17 protein-coding genes are annotated in these 18,846 nt (G+C 63.0%); 11 read left to right on the top strand and 6 right to left on the bottom strand.

Going from position 1 to position 18,846, the window contains the following annotated elements; all coding sequences use genetic code 11:
- Positions 1-12: 12 nt before the first annotated feature.
- The 6 genes from EOC83_RS14185 to EOC83_RS14160 all read right to left on the bottom strand — a co-directional run bounded on the left by EOC83_RS14185 (position 13) and on the right by EOC83_RS14160 (position 6,002).
- Positions 13-546, bottom strand: coding sequence for a hypothetical protein (locus tag EOC83_RS14185; protein ID WP_063170086.1), 534 nt, complete (start codon positions 544-546; stop codon positions 13-15).
- Positions 547-606: 60 nt separating this feature from the next.
- Positions 607-1,521, bottom strand: coding sequence for a sugar ABC transporter permease (locus EOC83_RS14180; protein WP_013530273.1), 915 nt, complete (start codon positions 1,519-1,521; stop codon positions 607-609).
- Between the two features lie 111 nt (positions 1,522-1,632).
- The gene (locus EOC83_RS14175; protein ID WP_082826651.1) at positions 1,633-2,928 is read right to left on the bottom strand and encodes a sugar ABC transporter substrate-binding protein; all 1,296 of its coding nucleotides are present in this window, start codon (positions 2,926-2,928) and stop codon (positions 1,633-1,635) included.
- Positions 2,929-3,023: 95 nt separating this feature from the next.
- Positions 3,024-3,845 (bottom strand): carbohydrate ABC transporter permease, encoded by an 822-nt coding sequence (locus tag EOC83_RS14170; RefSeq protein WP_032808731.1) that lies wholly within the window; start codon positions 3,843-3,845, stop codon positions 3,024-3,026.
- 5 nt (positions 3,846-3,850) lie between these two features.
- Positions 3,851-5,026: an ATP-binding cassette domain-containing protein gene (locus tag EOC83_RS14165; protein ID WP_063170085.1), complete on the bottom strand. Its 1,176-nt coding sequence runs from the start codon at positions 5,024-5,026 to the stop codon at positions 3,851-3,853.
- 175 nt (positions 5,027-5,201) lie between these two features.
- Positions 5,202-6,002: an SDR family NAD(P)-dependent oxidoreductase gene (locus EOC83_RS14160; protein WP_024502263.1), complete on the bottom strand. Its 801-nt coding sequence runs from the start codon at positions 6,000-6,002 to the stop codon at positions 5,202-5,204.
- Positions 6,003-6,168: 166 nt separating this feature from the next.
- Here EOC83_RS14160 and EOC83_RS14155 point away from each other — a divergent pair, with 166 nt between their 5' ends.
- The 11 genes from EOC83_RS14155 to EOC83_RS14105 all read left to right on the top strand — a co-directional run bounded on the left by EOC83_RS14155 (position 6,169) and on the right by EOC83_RS14105 (position 18,809).
- The gene (locus tag EOC83_RS14155) at positions 6,169-7,029 is read left to right on the top strand and encodes a DeoR/GlpR family DNA-binding transcription regulator (RefSeq protein WP_063170084.1); all 861 of its coding nucleotides are present in this window, start codon (positions 6,169-6,171) and stop codon (positions 7,027-7,029) included.
- A gap of 39 nt (positions 7,030-7,068) precedes the next feature.
- The gene (locus EOC83_RS14150; RefSeq protein WP_024502261.1) at positions 7,069-7,869 is read left to right on the top strand and encodes a BtpA/SgcQ family protein; all 801 of its coding nucleotides are present in this window, start codon (positions 7,069-7,071) and stop codon (positions 7,867-7,869) included.
- Positions 7,870-8,032: 163 nt separating this feature from the next.
- A complete protein-coding gene (locus tag EOC83_RS14145) occupies positions 8,033-9,553 on the top strand; it encodes an FGGY-family carbohydrate kinase (RefSeq protein WP_063170083.1) in 1,521 nt (506 codons plus the stop codon).
- The gene (locus EOC83_RS14140) at positions 9,553-10,182 is read left to right on the top strand and encodes an HAD family phosphatase (RefSeq protein ID WP_082826650.1); all 630 of its coding nucleotides are present in this window, start codon (positions 9,553-9,555) and stop codon (positions 10,180-10,182) included. Before EOC83_RS14145 ends, EOC83_RS14140 begins: the two co-directional genes overlap by 1 nt.
- Before the next feature lie 416 nt (positions 10,183-10,598).
- The gene (locus EOC83_RS14135; RefSeq protein ID WP_013530264.1) at positions 10,599-11,486 is read left to right on the top strand and encodes a sugar phosphate isomerase/epimerase family protein; all 888 of its coding nucleotides are present in this window, start codon (positions 10,599-10,601) and stop codon (positions 11,484-11,486) included.
- Between the two features lie 61 nt (positions 11,487-11,547).
- Positions 11,548-13,071 carry a sugar ABC transporter ATP-binding protein gene (locus tag EOC83_RS14130; RefSeq protein ID WP_063170081.1) on the top strand — a complete coding sequence of 508 codons (1,524 nt, stop codon included), beginning with the start codon at positions 11,548-11,550 and terminating at the stop codon, positions 13,069-13,071.
- A gap of 31 nt (positions 13,072-13,102) precedes the next feature.
- Positions 13,103-14,071: an ABC transporter permease gene (locus tag EOC83_RS14125; RefSeq protein ID WP_032898845.1), complete on the top strand. Its 969-nt coding sequence runs from the start codon at positions 13,103-13,105 to the stop codon at positions 14,069-14,071.
- Between the two features lie 44 nt (positions 14,072-14,115).
- On the top strand, positions 14,116-15,129 hold the full coding sequence (locus EOC83_RS14120; RefSeq protein WP_063170467.1) for a substrate-binding domain-containing protein: 1,014 nt from the start codon (positions 14,116-14,118) through the stop codon (positions 15,127-15,129).
- A gap of 170 nt (positions 15,130-15,299) precedes the next feature.
- A complete protein-coding gene (locus EOC83_RS14115; RefSeq protein WP_024502254.1) occupies positions 15,300-16,517 on the top strand; it encodes an ROK family transcriptional regulator in 1,218 nt (405 codons plus the stop codon).
- A 37-nt stretch (positions 16,518-16,554) separates the two neighbouring features.
- The gene (locus tag EOC83_RS14110) at positions 16,555-17,541 is read left to right on the top strand and encodes a sugar kinase (protein ID WP_063170080.1); all 987 of its coding nucleotides are present in this window, start codon (positions 16,555-16,557) and stop codon (positions 17,539-17,541) included.
- Entirely contained in the window at positions 17,541-18,809 is a 1,269-nt protein-coding gene (locus EOC83_RS14105) for a D-tagatose-bisphosphate aldolase, class II, non-catalytic subunit (RefSeq protein ID WP_032898842.1), read from the top strand. Before EOC83_RS14110 ends, EOC83_RS14105 begins: the two co-directional genes overlap by 1 nt.
- Positions 18,810-18,846: the final 37 nt, after the last annotated feature.

Below are 18,846 nucleotides of genomic sequence, written 5' to 3'. Positions count from 1 at the left end.
GTGGCGAACGATCTAGAGATCGCGCTGCAGCGCCAGGATGCGGATGGCCCGGACGGACCGCTCCCGCGCCTCGGTGAGGAAGGCGATGTGGCAGTAGGCACAGGCCACGAAGCCCAAAAGCAGCACCAAGCTGTTCTTGAAGGTGAAATCGACGGCCAGCGAATAGGGAAGACCCTTGGGCGACGTGAATTCGGCAATCGTGCTTGCCGTTTCCGAATGGCTGCCGACCGCGATCATCAGCCCGGCGAAAATCAGGGCGATATGGTTGGCGAGGAAGAAGAAAGCCGACCGCTTGGCGTGGCACGCCATCCAGCAGACGATCGATGCGGCGGCAAGGATAGCGGCTTCGAAAGCCATGGAACCGCCCAGCCAGACATCCACCTGCTGCCAAAGCACCGTCGACAAGGGGCGCAGTTCAAGCCATAGCCACCATGCGGTGGGGCTGGCTGGATAGATGCCCAGCAACAAGGTCGCCATGCGCTCCCCTGCCAGGACCGCCAGAATGAGAAACGGAAAGGCGAAAAGCAGGAGCGGCTTGCGTTTCATGTTCCCTCGACAATCTGCAGGCCAGGATAGGCCGCATAGATTGCGCAAGGCTTAACAACCCTACTTCCGGCCCTCTCCCGATTGCGAGCGTTCGAGGACGGCGAAGAAGATCACGGTGAGCAGAAGCACGATCAGCAGCAGCACGAACGCGGCTGCCGCGCCTTCGTTGAGCGAAAGGCCGAGAAAGGCACGGCGATAGGCAAAGAAGCTCAGCACTTCGGTCGCGTTGCCCGGCCCGCCCTTGGTCAGGACATAGGGCAGATCGTAGGTCCGGAATTCGTTGATCAGCTGGATGATGATGGTGATCGCCGCGACCGGCCGAAGCATCGGCAGCGTGATGTAGAGGAATTGCTGCCAGCCGCGCGCGCCGTCCACTTCAGCAGCCTCATAGGGATCGCGCGGCAAAGCGGCGAGCCCCGCGGCGAGGATCAGCACGACGAAGGACATTTGCTGCCAGATGTCGATCGCCGCCATCGTCCAGAGTGCCATGCCTGGCGTGCCTAGCCAGTCGAGGCGCGGCAGGCCTGATATCTCCATGAGATGATTGGCGATGCCGAGATTGGGCTGGAGCAGCATGCGCCAGATCAGGGCGACGCTGATCGGCGACATCGCCATGGGAATGGTCAGAACCGCGAAATAGACCGGCTTCATCCGGACCGTCCGGTTGAGCATCAGGGCAATGCCGAGCCCGATCACGAATTCGCCGACCACGGTCACCGCCGAATAGCGCACGGTGAGCCAGAGCGCGTTCCAGAACAGCTCATCGCCGATCATCGAAGCGAAATTCTTGAACCCGACAAGCGGCAGGAGCTGCGGCTTGATCAAGGTCATCGAGGAGATCGAGAGGATGCAGGCATAGGCCAGGGGAAAGCCCATCACGATCGCCAGCAGCAGCAGGCCGGGCAAGGCAAAGGCCCAGCCGGTCCGCCACTCGCGGCCACGGGCAGCCCATCCTTTTTTGATCGCATTGTGCATCGTGGCCGAGCCTTGGTCGGGGTGGCGTTGCTGATCTCGTCAAGATCCGGGGTCTGGAAAATCCGGCGCGGCTGACATCGCCGCGCCGGGTCTCCTTGCCGAGCCGGACCGCTATTTGTCGAGGAGCCCCTGCAGGCCGTCGGAAGCTGCCTTCAGCGCCGCGTCCGATGTCGCCTGGCCGCCAGCCGCCAGCGAAAGCTGGGTACCGAGCAGATCCTCGTATTGCGCCGAATAGGTGAAGATCGGGAACGACTTGCCGGTCGCCACCACATCCTGGGCGGTCTTGTAGAAGGGATATTTCGCCAGCACCGCCGCATCGGCATAGACATCGCTGCGCACGGGCGCGTGGCCCTCGAGCGCGCGCTTCACCGAAACATCCTTGCTCTGCACCCACTGGATGAAGGTCCAGGCGGCTTCCTGCTCTTCCGGCGACGTGTTCTTGGGAATGCCCCAGCCCCAACCGCCGCTCTCGCCATGGCCGCCCGGCATCACCGACAGGCCGACCTTGCCGGCGACCGTCGGACACTTCACGGCATCGTCCATCTGCGGCAGCATCCACCAATAGGTGACCATGCTGAAGGCGGAACCGCTGCACATCAGACGCATGGTGTCGTCGAGCGTGGCCGACACGGCACCCTGCTGGGCGCCGTGCTGGAGATTGTCGACATAGAGATCGAGCGCCTTCTTGGCCTCTGCCGTGTCGAGGCTCGCCTTGCCGTCGGCATTGAGATAGCTGCCGCCGGCGGAGAACAGGTAGTTGGAGAATTCCATGCTGTTGGGATCGCCGCGCTGGCCCTGCATCGCGGCCCCGGCGACACCGGCATTGGCCTTCATGAATTTGGAAATCGCCACATAATCTTCGAGCGTCGTCGGCAAAGCGAGCTCCTTGCCGGTTGCCGTCTTGTAGGCGGCCTTGAGCTTCTCGTCGCCGATCAGGTCCTTCCGGTAGAGGAGGCCCATCGAGTAGTTGTACATGGGCACCAGGAACAGCTGGTCCTCGGTTCGGCCGAGCAGGTCAAGCGTCGAGGGAATGAAGGGGCTCAGATCGTATTTGGATTTCTCGACGAAGGGTTTCAGGTCGGCCAGCCAGCCGGCCGCCGGAAATTCGCCGGCCCACAGGAAGTCGACCTCGAGCACATTGTAGTAGCTCTGCGGCGCGGTCAGCTGCGACACCAGCTTGTCGTGCATGTCAGGATAGCCGATCTTCTCAAACTCGACCTTGATGCCGGTCTGCTTCTCGAATTCGGGCAACAGCGCTTCAATGATCTTGGTTTCCGGCACGTCCTCCATCAAGGCGTGCAAGGTGATGGGCTCAGCCGCCCTGGCCGGAAGCGATGCGCTGACAACAGCTGCCCCGCTCACGGCCGTCATCAGCATTTTGATCAAGGTCTGCTTGTTCCAAGTCATAACTCTCTACTCCTCTTTCCCTCTGGACGCGGCGGTGATCCCGCCACGATTTCATAACCGGCTAGCGAGCCATGTCGGCTCTCGGAGCGGCCGGCCTATTTCACGCTGCCGAACGTCAAGCCCTGGACGATGAAACGCTGGATGAAGCGGGAAGCCACGACCAGCGGCAGGATGGCAAGGACGACGCCGGCAGAAACCTTGGCGATCTGGACGCCGTTCGAGGTCTGCAACGCCGCAAGCGCAACCGGTATGGTTGCCGTCTTCGGCCCGCTCAAAACCAGGGCAAACAAAAACTCATTCCAAGCCAGGATGAAGCCGAGCACGCCGGCGGCCGCGATACCGGGCATCGACACCGGCAGGACAATACGCCAGAAGGCGCCCCAGGCGGTCGCGCCGTCGGTCATCGCCGCCCATTCCAGATCGACTGGAATGCCCTCGAAGAAGCCCATCAGGATCCAGGTCAGGAAAGGCAGGTTGAGCGCGGCATAGACGATGATCAGCCCCGTCAGCGAATTGCTGAGCTCCAGGCTTCGGAACAGCGTGAAGGTCGGCAGCACCAGCGCCACGGGCGGCAACATCTGCGTCGCCAGAACGGCAAAACGCGCCCAACGACCGCCCGTGCGGAAGCGGGCGAAGGCATAGCCGGTGGTGGCGGCAAAAGGCAATGCGAGCAGAACCGAGCCGAGCGCGACGATCAGGCTGTTGAGGTACGACTGACCGAAGCGGCTCGACAGCAGCGCCGAATAATTGTCCGTCGTAAAGGCCGGCATCAGCTCGTTGCTGTAGGACAACTGCTCGGGGACGAAGCTTGTCCGCAGCACCCAGAGCGGCGGCAGCAGCACGATGGCGCAGACGACAATCAGCCCGAAATGCAAGCCGAAGCGGCGACGAAAGGCCGGCCGTTCGTTTCTGTCCATGCTGGTCATCGCGTGGCCCCCATGAGGCTCGGCCGCGCGATGACCAGTTCGGTTTCGGGATCAAAGAGGTGCATCGGCAGCGGGTCGATGTAGAGTTCGACCATCGAGCCGACGGGCGCCGTGAAATAACGGCTGAGGCGGGCGGCGATCTCAAACGGCTTGTCGCCCCCCGCGGGGTGAGCATCATCCCTGCCGGTGGCGTGACCGGCAATCTGGCCGATCAGGACGTTCTCGGCGCCGAGAGCCTCGACGGCCACGACCCGTACGGCAATCTTCTGCCAGTCCGGCTTGTCGGGGCTTTCGTGGAAATCCTCGGCCCGCACGCCCAGAATGACGCGGCGCCCGGCACGCTCGCCATAAGCGTTGCGGTGGCGGGCGGGGACGGCAAGCACGGCACCGCTGTCGGTCAGGACGGAGAGCCCTTCGCCAGGTGCGGCCTGAAGCGTGGCCGGAATGAGGTTCATCGGCGGCGTCGCCAGGAAGCGTGCGACGAAGGTGTTGACCGGGTCGGCATAGACTTCAAGCGGCCGGCCGGCCTGGATCAGGCGACCATCGCGCATGATGCATATGCGATCGCCCATGGTCATCGCCTCGACCTGGTCGTGGGTGACATGGACGATGGTGCGGCCGAGGCGCCGGTGCAGCTTCACGAGTTCGAGCCGCATCTCGGCACGCAGTTGCGCATCGAGATTGGACAGCGGTTCGTCAAGCAGGAAGGCCGCCGGTTCGCGAACGATCGCCCGGCCGAGCGCGACACGCTGCCGCTGGCCACCCGAAAGCGCTGCCGGCTTGCGGCCGAGAAGATTCTGCAGACCGAGCAGGTTAGCGGCGTCTGCAATCTTGGCATCGATGACCGCCGCGTCGGTGCCGCGCATCTTCAGCCCGAAGGCCATATTCTGCCGCACCGACATATGCGGATAGAGCGCGTAGCTCTGGAACACCACGGCGACGTTTCGGTCGCGCGGGGCGACATTGGCGACGCTCTTGCCACCGATGCGGAGATCGCCGGAGGAGATACTCTCCAGACCGGCAATCATCCGCAGCGTCGTCGACTTGCCGCATCCCGACGGACCGAGAAAGATCACGAATTCACCATCGGGAATGGTGAGATCGACCTCATGCACCCCGTAATTGCCATTGCCGTAGAGCTTGGAAACGCGATCGAGCTCGATAGACGCCATAGACTTTCCTCATGAACCCGTCTGACCCGGCTGACGCCGAAGGCCGAAGTCGAGCGAACGGTCATCTTAGAGAACAAAATATAACATTAAAAGCCTAACTTCTGATCATATGTGTTCACTTTTTTGGATAGGCGCGTGCCCGCATCAGGATCCGGCTACAGCCGCCGAAAGGCCGTCAGGTCATGTAGACGCCGCCGGTCACGTTGACGCCCTGGCCGGTCATGAAGCGGGCTTGATCCGAGCAGAGGAACACGACGACGTCGGCGACATCCTCCGGCAGCTCGAGCCGGCCGAGCGGCGTCTGCGCAATATAGTCGGCGACCACCCGTTCGGGCGTGACTTGCCGCAGATGCGCCTCCCACTCGACTTCGCGCGATTGCATGCCGGTCTTGACGAACCCCGGACAGACGGCATTAACGCGTATCCCCTTGGGCGCGAGCTCGCGGGCAAAGGCCTGCGTCCAGCCGAGCACGGCGAACTTGGATGCCGAATAATGCGCCAGGAGCGGCGCACCGACCTTCGCGGCAAGCGAGGCGGTGTTGACGATGCAGCCCGTGCCCTGCTTGACAAAATGCCGTCCAGCGATCTGATTTGCCAGGAATACACCGCGGGCATTGACCGAAAAGTTGAAGTCCCACTCTTCGTCGGTCAGATCGAGCGCGTGCTGCATGGTGGACACGCCGGCATTGGCGATCAGGATGTCGCAGCCGCCAAGCGCTTCCAGTACGGTGGAGAAGGCCGCCTCGACGGAATCGCGGCGGCGGACATCGACCGTGACGGCGGCGGCACCGCCACCAATTTCCTCAGCCGCCTGACGTGCCGCCTTGGGATCCAGATCGCCGATCGCCACGGCGACGCCCTGCCGCGTCAGGGCGGTCGCGATCGCCCGGCCGATCCCCGCGCCACCGCCCGTCACGAAGGCTCGCTTGCCCGCGAGTTCGGCAAGCACGGGAGGCGTGACGGAGACAGCCGGCATGGTCGTATTCTCTCTGCTTGATGGCGGAACGCATTTTGTTGATATCGAGATGCATACCAATAAAATCGAACACTGCAAACATATTTTTGTTTGAAAATGTTTGATCATGCGGTAGTGTGAAGATCAGCAGACCGCTTCGTCGGCGGCTTACCCACCGGATACATCGATGGCAGACGACACCACCCTTCCTGAGACATCGCCGCATGGCGCACCGCGCGACGCCGATCGTCAGCGCCTTCTCGCGCACGACCGGCAGGCACGCATCCTGGCTTTGCTGCGCCGGACGGGGTCGCTCACCGTCGCCGCGGCAGCGGCCGAACTTGCCGTTTCCGACATGACGATCCGCCGCGATCTCGTCGAACTGGAACGCGAGGGTAGGCTGGTCCGAATCCATGGCGGCGCGATCGAGGCCGACAACCCGCCGCTGGTCGCCATGGACAGCGAAGAGCCGAGTTTCGATTCGCGCTTGCGCCAGCGCCGCGACCCGAAGGCCGCGATTGCCGCGGCCGCGGCCGCGCTGGTTTCGGGATACCGCACGATCGCTTTGGATGTCGGCACCACCACCTATCTGATGGCCGAGCACCTCAGGGACCTTCCGCACGCCAAGGTGTTCACCAACAGCCTCAGGATCGCGGCGGCGCTGAATGGCGGTGTGCCCGAAGTCTATGTTGCCGGCGGCCGCGTACGGGCCGACGAGATGTCGACCGGCGGGCCTGCGGCCATCGCCCAGTTCGAGGCGCTGTGGTTCGATGTCGCCGTGATCGGCGTCTCCGGTATCACAGCGGACGGCCTCTTCGATTATTCCTTCGATGATACCGATATGAAGCGCGCCTATCTGAGGCGGTCAGGCACCAAGATCGTCCTGTGCGATTCCGCCAAATTCCTGCGCATGTCGCTGGTGCGGATAGCGCCACTGTCGGACTTCGACATCCTCATCACCGATGCCGAGCCGCCGGCCAAGATCGTCGCGGCGCTCGCCGCGGCCAAGGTCGACCTGCGCATCGCGCCGCCACTGACGCGCGACTGAGGCGCGCCATTTTCACTTTATCCCCAAGGAGAAGACTCGATGGTATTTGAATTTTTCGGCGACAAGAAGAAGGCTGTCATCTCGATGGCACATATCGGTGCCCTGCCGGGAACGCCCCTCTATGATGCCGATGGCGGCCTCGACAAGCTGATCGATGGCGTACTCTCCGACATCCGCAAGCTGCAGAACGGCGGCGTCGATGCCATCATGTTCGGCAACGAGAACGACCGCCCCTATGTCTTCAAGGCGCCGCCCGAGGGCATTGCCGCCATGACTGCCATCGTCCAGGCGGTGAAGCCCGAGCTGAGAGTGCCGTTTGGCGTCAACTATCTCTGGGATCCGACTGCCAGCGTCGCGATCGGAGCTGCCACCGGAGCCCGTTTCGTGCGCGAGATCTTCACCGGCCTGTTCGCTTCCGATATGGGCTTGTGGGAGCCCGATTGCGCCGCCGCCTCGCGCCTGCGGCACAACCTTGGTCGCGACGACATGAAGCTTCTCTTCAACATCAATGCCGAGTTCGCACACTCGCTCGACCAGCGCCCGATTGAATTGCGTGCCAAGAGCGCGGTGTTCTCGTCGATGGCAGACGCGATCCTCGTCTCCGGTCCGATCACCGGCCAGCCGGCCGACCAGTCCCACCTGCGCAGCGTCTGCGAGACGATCAAGGACGTGCCGGTCTTCGCCAACACCGGCGTGAACATCGACAATGTCCGCGACGTCCTTTCGCTGGCGAGCGGCGTCGTGATCGGGACCCATTTCAAGATCGGTGGCAATACCTGGAACGCCGTCGACGGCGATCGGGTCAAGCGCTTCATGGATGTTGTCGCCACTTTGCGCTGAGGACGGCTTCCACGGCGATGCCGGCCATCGCGCCGGCTCGCGGTGATCATATCGATCGTTGCAGGCCGGCGTCCGGAATGATCGACTGGTATCGAGCAGTGCGACACAACGAGGCAGACAGGTTTCGCCCGCCTGCCCTTCCCAGCATTTCAATGGATTCGACATGGCGTTCGTTCTCGGTCTCGATATCGGCACCACCTCGACGATCGGCATCCTGATCCGGCTTCCCGATCAGGTGCTGGGCCTCGCCTCGCGCCCCGTCACGCTGCATTCCGAGCATGCGGGCTGGGCCGAGGAAGATCCCGCGCAATGGTGGACCAATGTCCGCGACATCGTGCAGGAGTTGCTCAGGACCAGCGGCATCAAGGCCGAGGAAATCGTGGCGGTCGGCACCACCGGCATGCTGCCGGCGGTCGTTCTTCTGAACGAGAAGGGCGAAGTGCTGCGGCCGAGCATCCAGCAGAGCGACGGCCGCTGTGGCGCCGAAGTGGCCGAACTGCGGACCGAATGCGATGAGACGGCTTTCATCGCCAAGGCCGGCAACGGCATCAACCAACAGCTCGTCACCGCAAAGCTGCGCTGGATTGAGCGTCACGAGCCGGAGGTGTTCAGCCGCATCGCCACCGTTTTCGGCTCCTACGATTATATCAACTGGCGCCTCACCGGCGAACGTGCGGTCGAGCAGAACTGGGCGCTGGAGGCCGGCTTCGTCGACGTTTCGACGCACCGGATCGACGACGATCTGGTGGCGCTCGCGCACATACCGCGCTCGGCCGTGCCACGAAAGATCGCCTCGCATGAGATCCTCGGCTCCGTCTCGGCGAAGGCCGCCGATGAGACAGGCCTGATGGCGGGAACACCGGTCGTCGGCGGTGCAGCCGACATGATCGCCTCCGCGCTTGGCGCCGGCGTCGCCAAGCCGGGCGATGTCCTCCTGAAATTCGGCGGCTCGGTCGATATCCTGATCGCTACCGATCAGATCAAGCCCGATCCGCGCATGTATCTCGATTATCACCTGGTCCCGGGCCTGTTCATGCCCAATGGCTGCATGTCGACAGGCGGCTCCGCCCTCAACTGGTTCGTACGCAATTTCGCCGGCGGCGAGATGGCCGCGGCACAGGCCGAGGGTATTTCCGTACACCAGCGGCTCGATGCGCTGGCGGCAGAGCGTCCCGCCGGTGCCGACGGCCTCATCATCCTGCCCTATTTCCTTGGCGAGAAGACGCCGATCCATGATCCAGCGGCCCGCGGCGTGATCGACGGCCTGACGCTTTCGCACGATATCGGCCATGTCTGGCGCGCTTTGCTCGAGGCCTATGCCTTTGCCATCGCGCATCATGTCGAGGTGCTCAACGACATGGGCCATCGGACCGAGCGCTATCTCGCCTCCGACGGCGGCTCAAGCAGCAAGGTCTGGATGCAGATTGTCGCGGATGTCTTGCAAAAGCCGGTCCAACGCCTGACCGGGCACCCCGGCTCCTGCATCGGCGCTGCCTGGACGGCGGCGATAGGCACCGGCCTGACCGACGACTGGTCGGGCGTTTCCGGTTTCGTCAGCTTCGCCGACCGGCTCGATCCCGACCCGCGAAAGGCCGACATCTACCGCGACGGTTACCGCCGCTATCGCGATCTCTATACACGCCTATCGGCTCCTGGCGCGACCAAAGCGGGATCGCCATCGTGATGTATCGCGCCGTCGCCTGGGACATCGACGGAACGCTGATCGACAGCGAGCCGTTGCATCATCAATCTCTCCTCGCCGGCTGCCGCAACTGGAACGTCGATCTTGACGACCTGCCCGACCAAGCCTTTCGCGGCATCCATATGGGCGACGTCTGGACAATGCTGCGTCCGCGCCTCCCAGTCGGGCTTGACCAGGCGGAGTGGCTCGCCGCCATCAATGCCCACTACGTCGCCAACCGGGCGGACGCCATCCCGATCCCCGAGGCGGTCGAGACGATCCGGACCCTGGCTGACCGCGGCGTCCCGCAGGTCTGCGTGTCAAATTCCGGCCGGCAAGTCGTCAATGCCAATCTGGATGCGCTCGGCGTGCTCGACCATATGAGCCTCACAATCAGCCTCGACGACGTTACGGTCGGCAAACCCGACCCAACGCCCTATCGCGAGGCCTGCCGGCAGCTCGCCATAGCTCCGGGATCCGTCGTCGCTGTGGAAGACAGCCGCACCGGCACCAAGGCCGCACGGGCCGCCGGTCTGTTCGTGGTTGGCTATCTCCCCAGCGGCGGCCCGCTCAGCGACATCGATCTCAGTGCCAACCGTCTGTCGTCGATCCTGGACCTGTTTCCCGGCTGAGGGTTTGCGCGTCGCCGCGTCCGGGTGCGCGCTTGGGCAAGCCGGAGGATCGGGCGTCCGCCGGCTGGTCCCAAGCGAATGCCTTGGCAGGAACCAACGAACGTTGGACCGGGTTCCGCTCGTTCCGCATTCGCCTTGCGTCTCGCCGAGCGAGCGGTCCATGCCGCTCGGTCTGCGCAAGTGACGGGATATTTGTTGTCAAAAGCTGCATATCCCGTTTCTCGCATAGGTCAGAGAAGATTTTCTCGCATCTCCATGATGCCTCTCAACCATTTGTTTTCCAGCATTTTTTTAATCCGGCATGATTGGCTCGCGCCGACCAATGCCAGAATTCCTCTTGCGCCGAAGCTGAATTTTAGGCATTCAGGATCAAGTTTGTATCTTTAACATGCAAACCTGATTATCGGAGGATCTGAATGCGGCGTCTTGGTATCCATTCATTTGTCTGGACAAACGGCCTGACCCAGGAGGGCCTGGAAATGGCACTCGCCAAGTCGGCGGATCATGGTTACCGGCTGATCGAGTTCGCTTATCTGCGGCCCGAGAAATTCGACCTCGACCGCCTGGCGAAGCAAGCCAAGGAACTGGACATCGAGATCGTGGTCACGATGGGCCTGTCGGCGGATGCGGACGTCTCGAGCGAGGACAAGGCCGTGGTCACCAAGGGAAAGGCGCTCTTGTCCGACGCGGTCAAGGCGGTCCGCGACATCGGCGGCATCCGATTGGGCGGCATTCTCTATTCGATGCACGGCAAGTATGACGGGCTGCCCACGCGAACCGGCTGGATGAACAGCGCCGACGCCATCGCCGCGACAGCCGAGGTGGCCAGGGATAGCGGCGTGCAGATCGTTCTGGAAGTGGTGAACCGCTTCGAGTCCAACCTCTTGAACACGACCGCGCAAGGCCTGAAGTTCATCAAGGACACCGGCCGCGACGACGTCTTCCTGCATCTCGACACGTTCCACATGAACATCGAGGAGGCGAGCCAGGCCGAGGCGATCCGTCTGGCTGGGGACAAGCTCGGTTATTTCCACTTCAACGAGAACTACCGCGGCTATCTCGGCACCGGTACGATCGATTTCGCGAGCATCTTTTCCGCGCTGGTGGACATTGGCTTCCACAATCGCGACGTCACCTTCGAGAGCTTCTCCAGCGCCATCGTCGATGAAGCCCTGTCGCGTGTGTGCGGCATCTGGCGCGACACCTGGACCGACAACAATCCGCTCGCCGCGCATGCCAAGGCTTTCATCGAAAGCCGTTGGGAAGAAGCCGTGCGCCGGGCCGAGATCAACAAGGCTGCCTGAAGACGAAAGGGCTGCGGGCCGACAAGCGCCCGCGCCATCTCATCCCGAGGAGGACGGGAAGATGACGCAGAACGAAGCTATCACCAACGAGAACGGCGCCACCGCGCCGCTTCTCCTCAGCGCCGAAAATGTCGCGAAGAGCTTTGCAGGCGTTCCCGCCCTGGTCGACGGGCGGATTCGGTTGCGCGCCGGGACGGTCAATGCCTTGTGCGGTGGCAACGGTGCCGGCAAGTCCACCTTCCTCGGCGTGTTGATGGGGATGCTGCGGCGCGACGCCGGATCCGTCACGGTGAAAGGCCGGGAGGTGAATTTCTCCTCCCCCGCCGAGGCGCTCGATGCCGGTATCGCCATCATCACCCAGGAGCTCAGCCCGTTCCTGGACATGACCGTCGCCGAGAACCTCTATCTCGGCCGCGAACAGCGGCGCGGCCGCTTCTTCGTCGACGACAAGTGCATGCTAAGCGACGCGGAGGCGATCCTGGCGCGGTTGAAATTCAACATCCCCGCTGGTGCGCGGTTGCGCGATCTTTCGATCGCGCAGGCCCAACTCGTCGAGATCACCAAGGCAATCAGCCGCCGCAGCGACATCCTGATCATGGACGAACCCACCTCGGCCATTGGCGAGCGCGAGGCGCAGATGCTGTTCGACGCGATCCGCACTCTGACCGCGGAGGGCGTAGGCATCATTTATGTCTCGCACCGCCTGACCGAGATCTTCGAGATCGCCGACGATTATACGGTCTTCCGCGACGGCCGTTTCGTAGGCGGCGGATCGATTTCCGAAATCGACCGCAAGGGCCTGATCCGGTCGATCGTCGGCCGCGACCTGTTGGACCATCATCGCGAACCGAAGGATACCGGCCCGCAGAAACCCTTGCTCGAAGCCCGCGGCTTTGCATCGAAGGGAAAGTTCGCCGACATCGACATGACCGTTCATGCGGGAGAGATCGTCGGCATATACGGGCTTCTCGGCTCCGGTCGCAGCGAGTTCGTGAATGCGCTCTACGGAAACGAGCCGCGGGATTCCGGCCAGGTGCTGATCGAGGGCAAGCCCATCGATCTCAAGACGCCCGCCGATTCCATCGGCGCCGGCATTTCGCTGGTCACGGAGGACCGCAAGCAGACGGGCCTGTCACTGACCGCGTCGGTCGCCCACAACATCACCGTGGCCAACCTGCCGCATTATGCGCGCAAGGGCTTCATGAACGGATCGGCGGAAGGCAGGAGCGTGGTCGAGCACATCAAGCGCTTCTCCATCAAGACGGCGTCGCCGGACCTGCCCGTCCAATCCCTGAGCGGCGGCAACCAGCAGAAGGTTGTCCTTGCGCGCTGTGTCGACACCAACCCCAGGATCCTGATCTGCGACGAGCCGACACGCGGCGTCGACGAAGGCGCCAAGCGCGAGATCTATGCCTTCCTCGGCAATTTCGTGAAGGCGGGAAACGCCGTGCTGATGATCTCGTCCGAGGTGCCCGAAATCCTCGCCAATGCGGATCGCATCGTCGTTTTTCGCCGGGGCCGCATCGCAGGCGAGGTCGCCGGACCCGAGGCCACCCAGGAAACCCTCGTTCATCTGGCTTCCTAGCCAGACGATCCATTTCGTGGAGAAGAATCCAATGGTATCCGCCAGTCAAAGCATGAGCGGCATGAGCCTGGGAAAGTTCATCGCCCGTTATGGCATCGTCATCTCGTTTATCCTCCTGTTCGTCGTGTTGTCGCTGGCGTCGCCGAACTTCCTGTCCACCAACAATCTGCTGAACGTTCTGCGGCAGGTCTCCATGAACGGTGTGCTGGCTGTCGGCATGACCTTCGTGATCCTGACGGCCGGCATCGATCTCTCCATCGGTTCGCTCCTGGCGCTGGCCGGCGCCGTGGCGGCCAGCCTGGTCACCGGCGCGGATGCGTTCAATCCGCTCCTAGCAGTCGCGGCCGGCGTCGCCGTGGGCGCGCTTTGCGGCGCCGTCAATGGCGGGCTGATCGCCTACTTCAAGGTGCCGGCCTTCGTCGCCACGCTCGGAATGCTGAGCGTGGCGCGCGGCGCGACGCTGCTTTACAGCGGCGGCCGCCCGATTCCCAATCTCAGCCTCGAATTCCGCTGGCTCGGCCAGGGTCTCGTGCTCGGCATACCGGTACCGGTGATCATTTTCGCCGTCGTCTTCGCTGTCGCGGCAATCGTCCTGCGCTACTCCATTTACGGAAGACGGGTCTATGCGGTGGGCGGAAACCCGCGCAGCGCGAAGACGAGCGGCATCAACACCACCGGCATCATCTTTTCGGTTTACGTCATCATGGGCGCGCTGGCCGGTCTCGCGGGTGTCATGCTGACGGCCCGCACCACGTCCGCCCTGCCACAGGCGGGCATCGGCTACGAACTCGATGCCATCGCGGCGGTGGTCATCGGCGGAACAAGCCTCACCGGAGGTATCGGCCGCATCGGCTATACGCTGGTGGGCGTGCTGATCATCGGCATGATCAGCAACGGTCTCGATCTGATGGGGGTGTCCTCATACTACCAGCAGATCATCAAGGGTTCGATCATCGTCCTCGCGGTGCTGATCGACCGCTCCCGAGCCGGGAGAGAGTAACAGGCGCAAGCGGCGCGGCCGCACGCAACATGGAGGAAATGCACATGAAAACGACAAGACGCTTCCTGATGGGAGCAGCGGCCGGCCTTGCCCTTGCAGGCATGGTGTTCGGGGGGAGTTCGGCCGACGCCAAGACGTTGAAGATCGCGGCGATCGTCCAGAGCCTCAACACCGAGTACAATGTTCTGTGGGCCGATGCCGCCAAGGCGCACCCCGCGCTTGCGGACGGTACCGCCGCGCTGACAGTTCTCGACGGTCGCCAGGACGTGCTGACGCAGTCGAACCTGTTCGACACAGCCATCACCGAAAAATACGACGCGATCATCTTCATCCCGGTCGACATCGACGCCGGCAATGAACCGATCGAGCGCGCGAAGGCAGCCGGCATCCCGGTGTTCGGCTCCAACACGATGGTTTCCAACACCGCGCTCTACGACGCCTACATCAATTCCAACGATGTCGAGGCCGGCGAAATGCTGGCCAAGGCGGTGATCGACAAGGCCGGCCCGCAGGCCAAGGTCGTGATCCTGGAAGGGATGCTGGGCCAGTCGGCCCAGGTACAGCGGCTTGAAGGGATCCAGAAGGTGCTGAAGGAAAATCCCGGAGTGACCATCCTGGAGCAGAACACCGCCAACTGGTCACGCGCCGAGGCCATCACGCTGATGGAGAATTTCCTGACCTCGCATGGCGATGCGATCCAGGGCGTCCTGGCCGAAAACGACGAGATGGCCGTCGGCGCCATCGAGGGCATCCGCAACCACGGCCTGGATCCCAAGACGGTTCCGGTCGCCGGCGTGGACGGCATCAAGGACGCGCTTGAAGCCGTCAAGCGTGGCGAACAGTCGATGTCCATCCTCCAGGATGCCAACGGACAGGCGCAAGGGGCGATCGACCTCGCGCTGCACAAGATCGTCGGCGACAGCTACAAGCCGCGCGCGGCTGTCTGGGACGTAAACGGCGGCAAGCTCGCCTGGAACGACGGCAAGGACCAGCATTACTACGTGCCGTGGCTGGCGGTGACCTCCGAGAATGTCGACAAGGTGCTTGTCGGCAATTGACGCTCCAACAGGAGGATGCCGCTCGCTCGCGGCATTCTCCTTCGCGTCCGGCGCAGCGGGAATTGCTTGCTTCCGACATCAGGCGGTTCATTCTTTGAGGACTTTGCGTTGCCGGAGGAAAAACAAGCTCGGGTGAAGTATAGGCTGGGAACGAACATGCGGAGTCCGCCATGAACCATGTAACCTTCGCCAGCAGCTCGCCTCGCAGGATCCGCCAGAGCAATTCGGTAGCGACGCTGAACGCGCTCCACCGCTTCGGCCCTTTGAGCCGGGCCGATCTCGCCAGGCATATGGGGGTCAACCGCTCGTCCGCCGGCAATATCGTCCTGGAGTTGGTCGAGGCCGGACTCGTTCGCGAAGTAGCGGAGAACGATGTCGCGAATCCGGCGGGCCAGCCCAGGGCCGGAAGACCGGGTATCCTCGTGGAAATCGTGCCTGAAGCCGTTTTCTTCGCCGGCATAGAGATCGGTGTCGAACATATGACATGCGTCGAGATCGATCTCGCGGGCAAGATCGTTCGCAGCGCCATGACGCGCTTCGAAGGACACGACAGCGATCCGGAGGCCGCGGTCCACATGGCGATCGAACAGGTGTTTCTCGAGATGCGGAAGGATAGCCTGGCGCGATGTCAGGGCATCGGCATCGCGGTGCCCGGACAAATGAACCAGGACGGTTTCATCCACGTCGCACCGATCCTGGGGTGGCGCAATGTCGATCTCACAGGCCTTGCCCGCAGCCTTCTTCCGGCCGAGATCCCGGTATCCGCGGAAAATGACGGCAACGCATTCGGCATCGGCATCACATACAGCCAGCCGGAAGCGGCGAGCGGCGTCACCTTCTTCATGGTCATCGAGAACGGTGTCGGTGGCGGAATTGTCATCGACGGCAAGTTGTTCCGCGGCGGCAATGGCCTGGCCGGAGAAGTCGGCCACCTCAAGACACGGAACCCGACATACCGGAATCTGGAGCAGGCCTTCGGGCGCGACCGCATCCTGTCATCCTATCGCCAGTACAGGCCGGACGCCGACTTGGACTTGTTCCTGCGTGACGTCCGCGATCGTGTTCCTCAAGCGGTGCAGCTCGCCGAAGAATGGGCTGTCTTGTTCGCATTTGCAGTCGTGCAGATCTCGCGGCTGATCGACCCGAACCGCATCGTGCTGGGCGGGTCCGTCGCGGAATTGTATCCATTGGTCGCCGCACGGGTCGACGCGCATATCCGCGAGCTCCAGGCCGCGACCTTTCCTATCCCCGAGATCGTTTTCAACGAGAGCGCCATCTATGGAGCTGCCTTCGGAGCCGCTTGCATGATGCATCAGCGCTTCATGTCGCTCGACAACCAGATGCTCAACAAGGACGCGGTTTCCGGTCCAGACGCCTCGGCGTCGTGAAACCGCAAACGACACCACACCTAGGATTGGACGCTTGATGAACGACCTCCCCCAAACGCTTGCACCGGACTCGCTCGGGCCAACCGTGACGATTGGAGAAATCCTGGTAGAGATCGTCGCGAGGCAGACAGGCACCGGTTTCCGGGAACCGATCGACCTCATTGGCCCCTTTCCGAGTGGCGCGCCCGCCATCTTCATCGATCAATGCGCGCGTATGGGCGGAGCGGCGGCAATGGTGGGCGTGGTGGGCGACGACGATTTCGGCGCGGTCAACATGGAGCGCCTGAAGCGAGACGGCGTAGACACTTCCGCCATCGCTGTTTCCGCGGATTATCCGACGGGCAGCGCCTTTGTCCGCTACCGCACGGACGGAAGCCGCGATTTCGTCTACAACATCGCCAAATCCGCCGCCGCTCGACTGGAATGGACCCCGCAGGTCGAGGCGCTGATCGCGCGTTGCGGGCATATCCACGTCATGGGAACGGTGTTCGCAAGCCCCGCGGCCTGGGCGATCACCGAACGCGCGATCCCGCTGATCAAGGCACGCGGCGGCACCATGTCGCTCGATCCGAACCTGCGCAAAGAATTGCTGGCGCACGGCCAGACCGAGGAGAAATTCGCGAGCCTGGTGGACAAAGCGGACCTGCTGCTGCCGTCGGGCAATGAATTGTTCCTGGCCGCCGGCATGGATGGCGAGGAACGCGCAATCGAGGCGCTGTTCAAACGAGGGGTCAAGGAGATCGCCGTGAAGCGTGGCGAACATGGCGCGTCAGCCCGTCAAAGCACGGGCGCCAGTGCCGATTGTCCCGGCCTCATCGTCGAGGAAACGGACCCCACCGGCGCCGGCGACTGTTTCGGCGGAGCCTATGTCGCATGCCGGCGGTTGGGGATGCCGCTGCGGACTTCGCTCGAATTCGCCAATGCGGCAGGGGCGCGCAACGTCACACGCCTCGGCCCCATGGAGGGAGCCGGCACGCGGGCCGAACTGGAAGATTTCATGGCAAGAACGGCGAGAAGAAGCTGATGCGTGTGGCGATCGAAGATGTGCCGGGCCTGCACAGGGAAGGAAAGAAAATCGGGGTAACCTCGGTGTGCTCGGCGCACCCCCTGGTGCTCAAAGCTGCACTGCGCCACGGCCGGGAAACCGGCACCACCGTCCTGATCGAAGCGACGTGCAACCAGGTCAATCATCTGGGCGGTTATACGGGCATGACGCCGTCCGATTTCGCGGCGATGGTGAAAGCGCTCGCGGCAGTCGAGCAGTGCCCGACAGAGCTGATCGTGCTTGGCGGGGATCATCTCGGTCCCAATCCCTGGAAAGACCGGCCCGCCGAGGAGGCGATGGCGCAGGCCGGGACAATGGTCGATGCTTATGTCCGCGCCGGCTTCCGCAAGATCCATCTCGATGCATCGATGGGCTGCGCGGGTGAACCGGCGACGCTAGACGACCATACGGTGGCCGAGCGCGCAGCCAGAATGGCGGGCGTCGCGGAACAGGCGGCCGCGCAGAGCGGCGGGGCAAGCCCGGTCTACATCATCGGGACGGAGGTGCCGCCTCCCGGTGGCGCCGATCACGCTTTGGATGCGATCACCCCGACCAGTCCGGAGGCGGCTCGCCAGACACATGCCATTCACGCCAAAGCATTCCAGGCCGCCGGGCTTGAAAGCGCGTTTTCCCGCGTCATCGGGCTTGTCGTGCAGCCGGGCGTGGAGTTCGGCAACCAGAATGTGATTTTTTACGATCGGACCAAGGCCAGCGATCTGGCGGCAACTCTGAACACATTGCCGTCGCTCATTTTCGAAGCGCATTCGACGGACTATCAGGGCGAGAGGCCGCTGCGTGAACTCGTCGAAGATGGCTTCGCCATCCTCAAGGTCGGCCCCGAGCTGACCTTCAAACTGCGCGAGGCGCTGTACGCGCTCGACCTGATCGCTTCCGATCTGGTGCCTTTCTATGGCCAGCGGCCGCTTTATCAGGCCATGGAAGAGCTGATGCAAGCCGCGCCCAAGAACTGGGCAAGCCACTATCATGGCAGCGATGCCGACAAGCGGACGCTGCGCCACTACTCCTATTCCGATCGCATCCGATATTATTGGGCGACCCCGCAAGCCCGTGCCGCCTGCGACCGGCTCTTCGACGCGTTGAAGGGCCGCAAGGTGCCGGTGACGCTGTTTCTCCAGCACCTGCCTTCGGCGCTCGCTTGGGCCGCCCGCGGCTGCGACGTCGAGGAGATCGCGATCGATCACGTCCAGCGAAGCATCGAGATCTACGCCCGGGCATGCGGCACCTGAGCCCTCGTCCGGTTCTTCAAGGCCAGAGCGGATGGGC

It is taken from the genome of Mesorhizobium sp. Primo-A (assembly GCF_003997175.1).
Lineage (GTDB): Bacteria > Pseudomonadota > Alphaproteobacteria > Rhizobiales > Rhizobiaceae > Mesorhizobium > Mesorhizobium ciceri.
The sequence above is the reverse complement of the archived record's forward strand: the minus strand, read 5'-3'. Positions and strand labels throughout refer to the sequence as shown.

Excerpts from the sequence above, each read along its gene's own strand:
- EOC83_RS14185 (WP_063170086.1), bottom strand. The coding sequence starts at position 546 with ATGAAACGCAAGCCGCTCCTGCTTTTCGCCTTTCCGTTTCTCATTCTG.
- EOC83_RS14180 (WP_013530273.1), bottom strand. The coding sequence starts at position 1,521 with ATGCACAATGCGATCAAAAAAGGATGGGCTGCCCGTGGCCGCGAGTGG.
- EOC83_RS14175 (WP_082826651.1), bottom strand. The coding sequence starts at position 2,928 with ATGACTTGGAACAAGCAGACCTTGATCAAAATGCTGATGACGGCCGTG.
- EOC83_RS14170 (WP_032808731.1), bottom strand. The coding sequence starts at position 3,845 with ATGGACAGAAACGAACGGCCGGCCTTTCGTCGCCGCTTCGGCTTGCAT.
- EOC83_RS14165 (WP_063170085.1), bottom strand. The coding sequence starts at position 5,026 with ATGGCGTCTATCGAGCTCGATCGCGTTTCCAAGCTCTACGGCAATGGC.
- EOC83_RS14160 (WP_024502263.1), bottom strand. The coding sequence starts at position 6,002 with ATGCCGGCTGTCTCCGTCACGCCTCCCGTGCTTGCCGAACTCGCGGGC.
- EOC83_RS14155 (WP_063170084.1), top strand. The coding sequence starts at position 6,169 with ATGGCAGACGACACCACCCTTCCTGAGACATCGCCGCATGGCGCACCG.
- EOC83_RS14150 (WP_024502261.1), top strand. The coding sequence starts at position 7,069 with ATGGTATTTGAATTTTTCGGCGACAAGAAGAAGGCTGTCATCTCGATG.
- EOC83_RS14145 (WP_063170083.1), top strand. The coding sequence starts at position 8,033 with ATGGCGTTCGTTCTCGGTCTCGATATCGGCACCACCTCGACGATCGGC.
- EOC83_RS14140 (WP_082826650.1), top strand. The coding sequence starts at position 9,553 with ATGTATCGCGCCGTCGCCTGGGACATCGACGGAACGCTGATCGACAGC.
- EOC83_RS14135 (WP_013530264.1), top strand. The coding sequence starts at position 10,599 with ATGCGGCGTCTTGGTATCCATTCATTTGTCTGGACAAACGGCCTGACC.
- EOC83_RS14130 (WP_063170081.1), top strand. The coding sequence starts at position 11,548 with ATGACGCAGAACGAAGCTATCACCAACGAGAACGGCGCCACCGCGCCG.
- EOC83_RS14125 (WP_032898845.1), top strand. The coding sequence starts at position 13,103 with ATGGTATCCGCCAGTCAAAGCATGAGCGGCATGAGCCTGGGAAAGTTC.
- EOC83_RS14120 (WP_063170467.1), top strand. The coding sequence starts at position 14,116 with ATGAAAACGACAAGACGCTTCCTGATGGGAGCAGCGGCCGGCCTTGCC.
- EOC83_RS14115 (WP_024502254.1), top strand. The coding sequence starts at position 15,300 with ATGAACCATGTAACCTTCGCCAGCAGCTCGCCTCGCAGGATCCGCCAG.
- EOC83_RS14110 (WP_063170080.1), top strand. The coding sequence starts at position 16,555 with ATGAACGACCTCCCCCAAACGCTTGCACCGGACTCGCTCGGGCCAACC.
- EOC83_RS14105 (WP_032898842.1), top strand. The coding sequence starts at position 17,541 with ATGCGTGTGGCGATCGAAGATGTGCCGGGCCTGCACAGGGAAGGAAAG.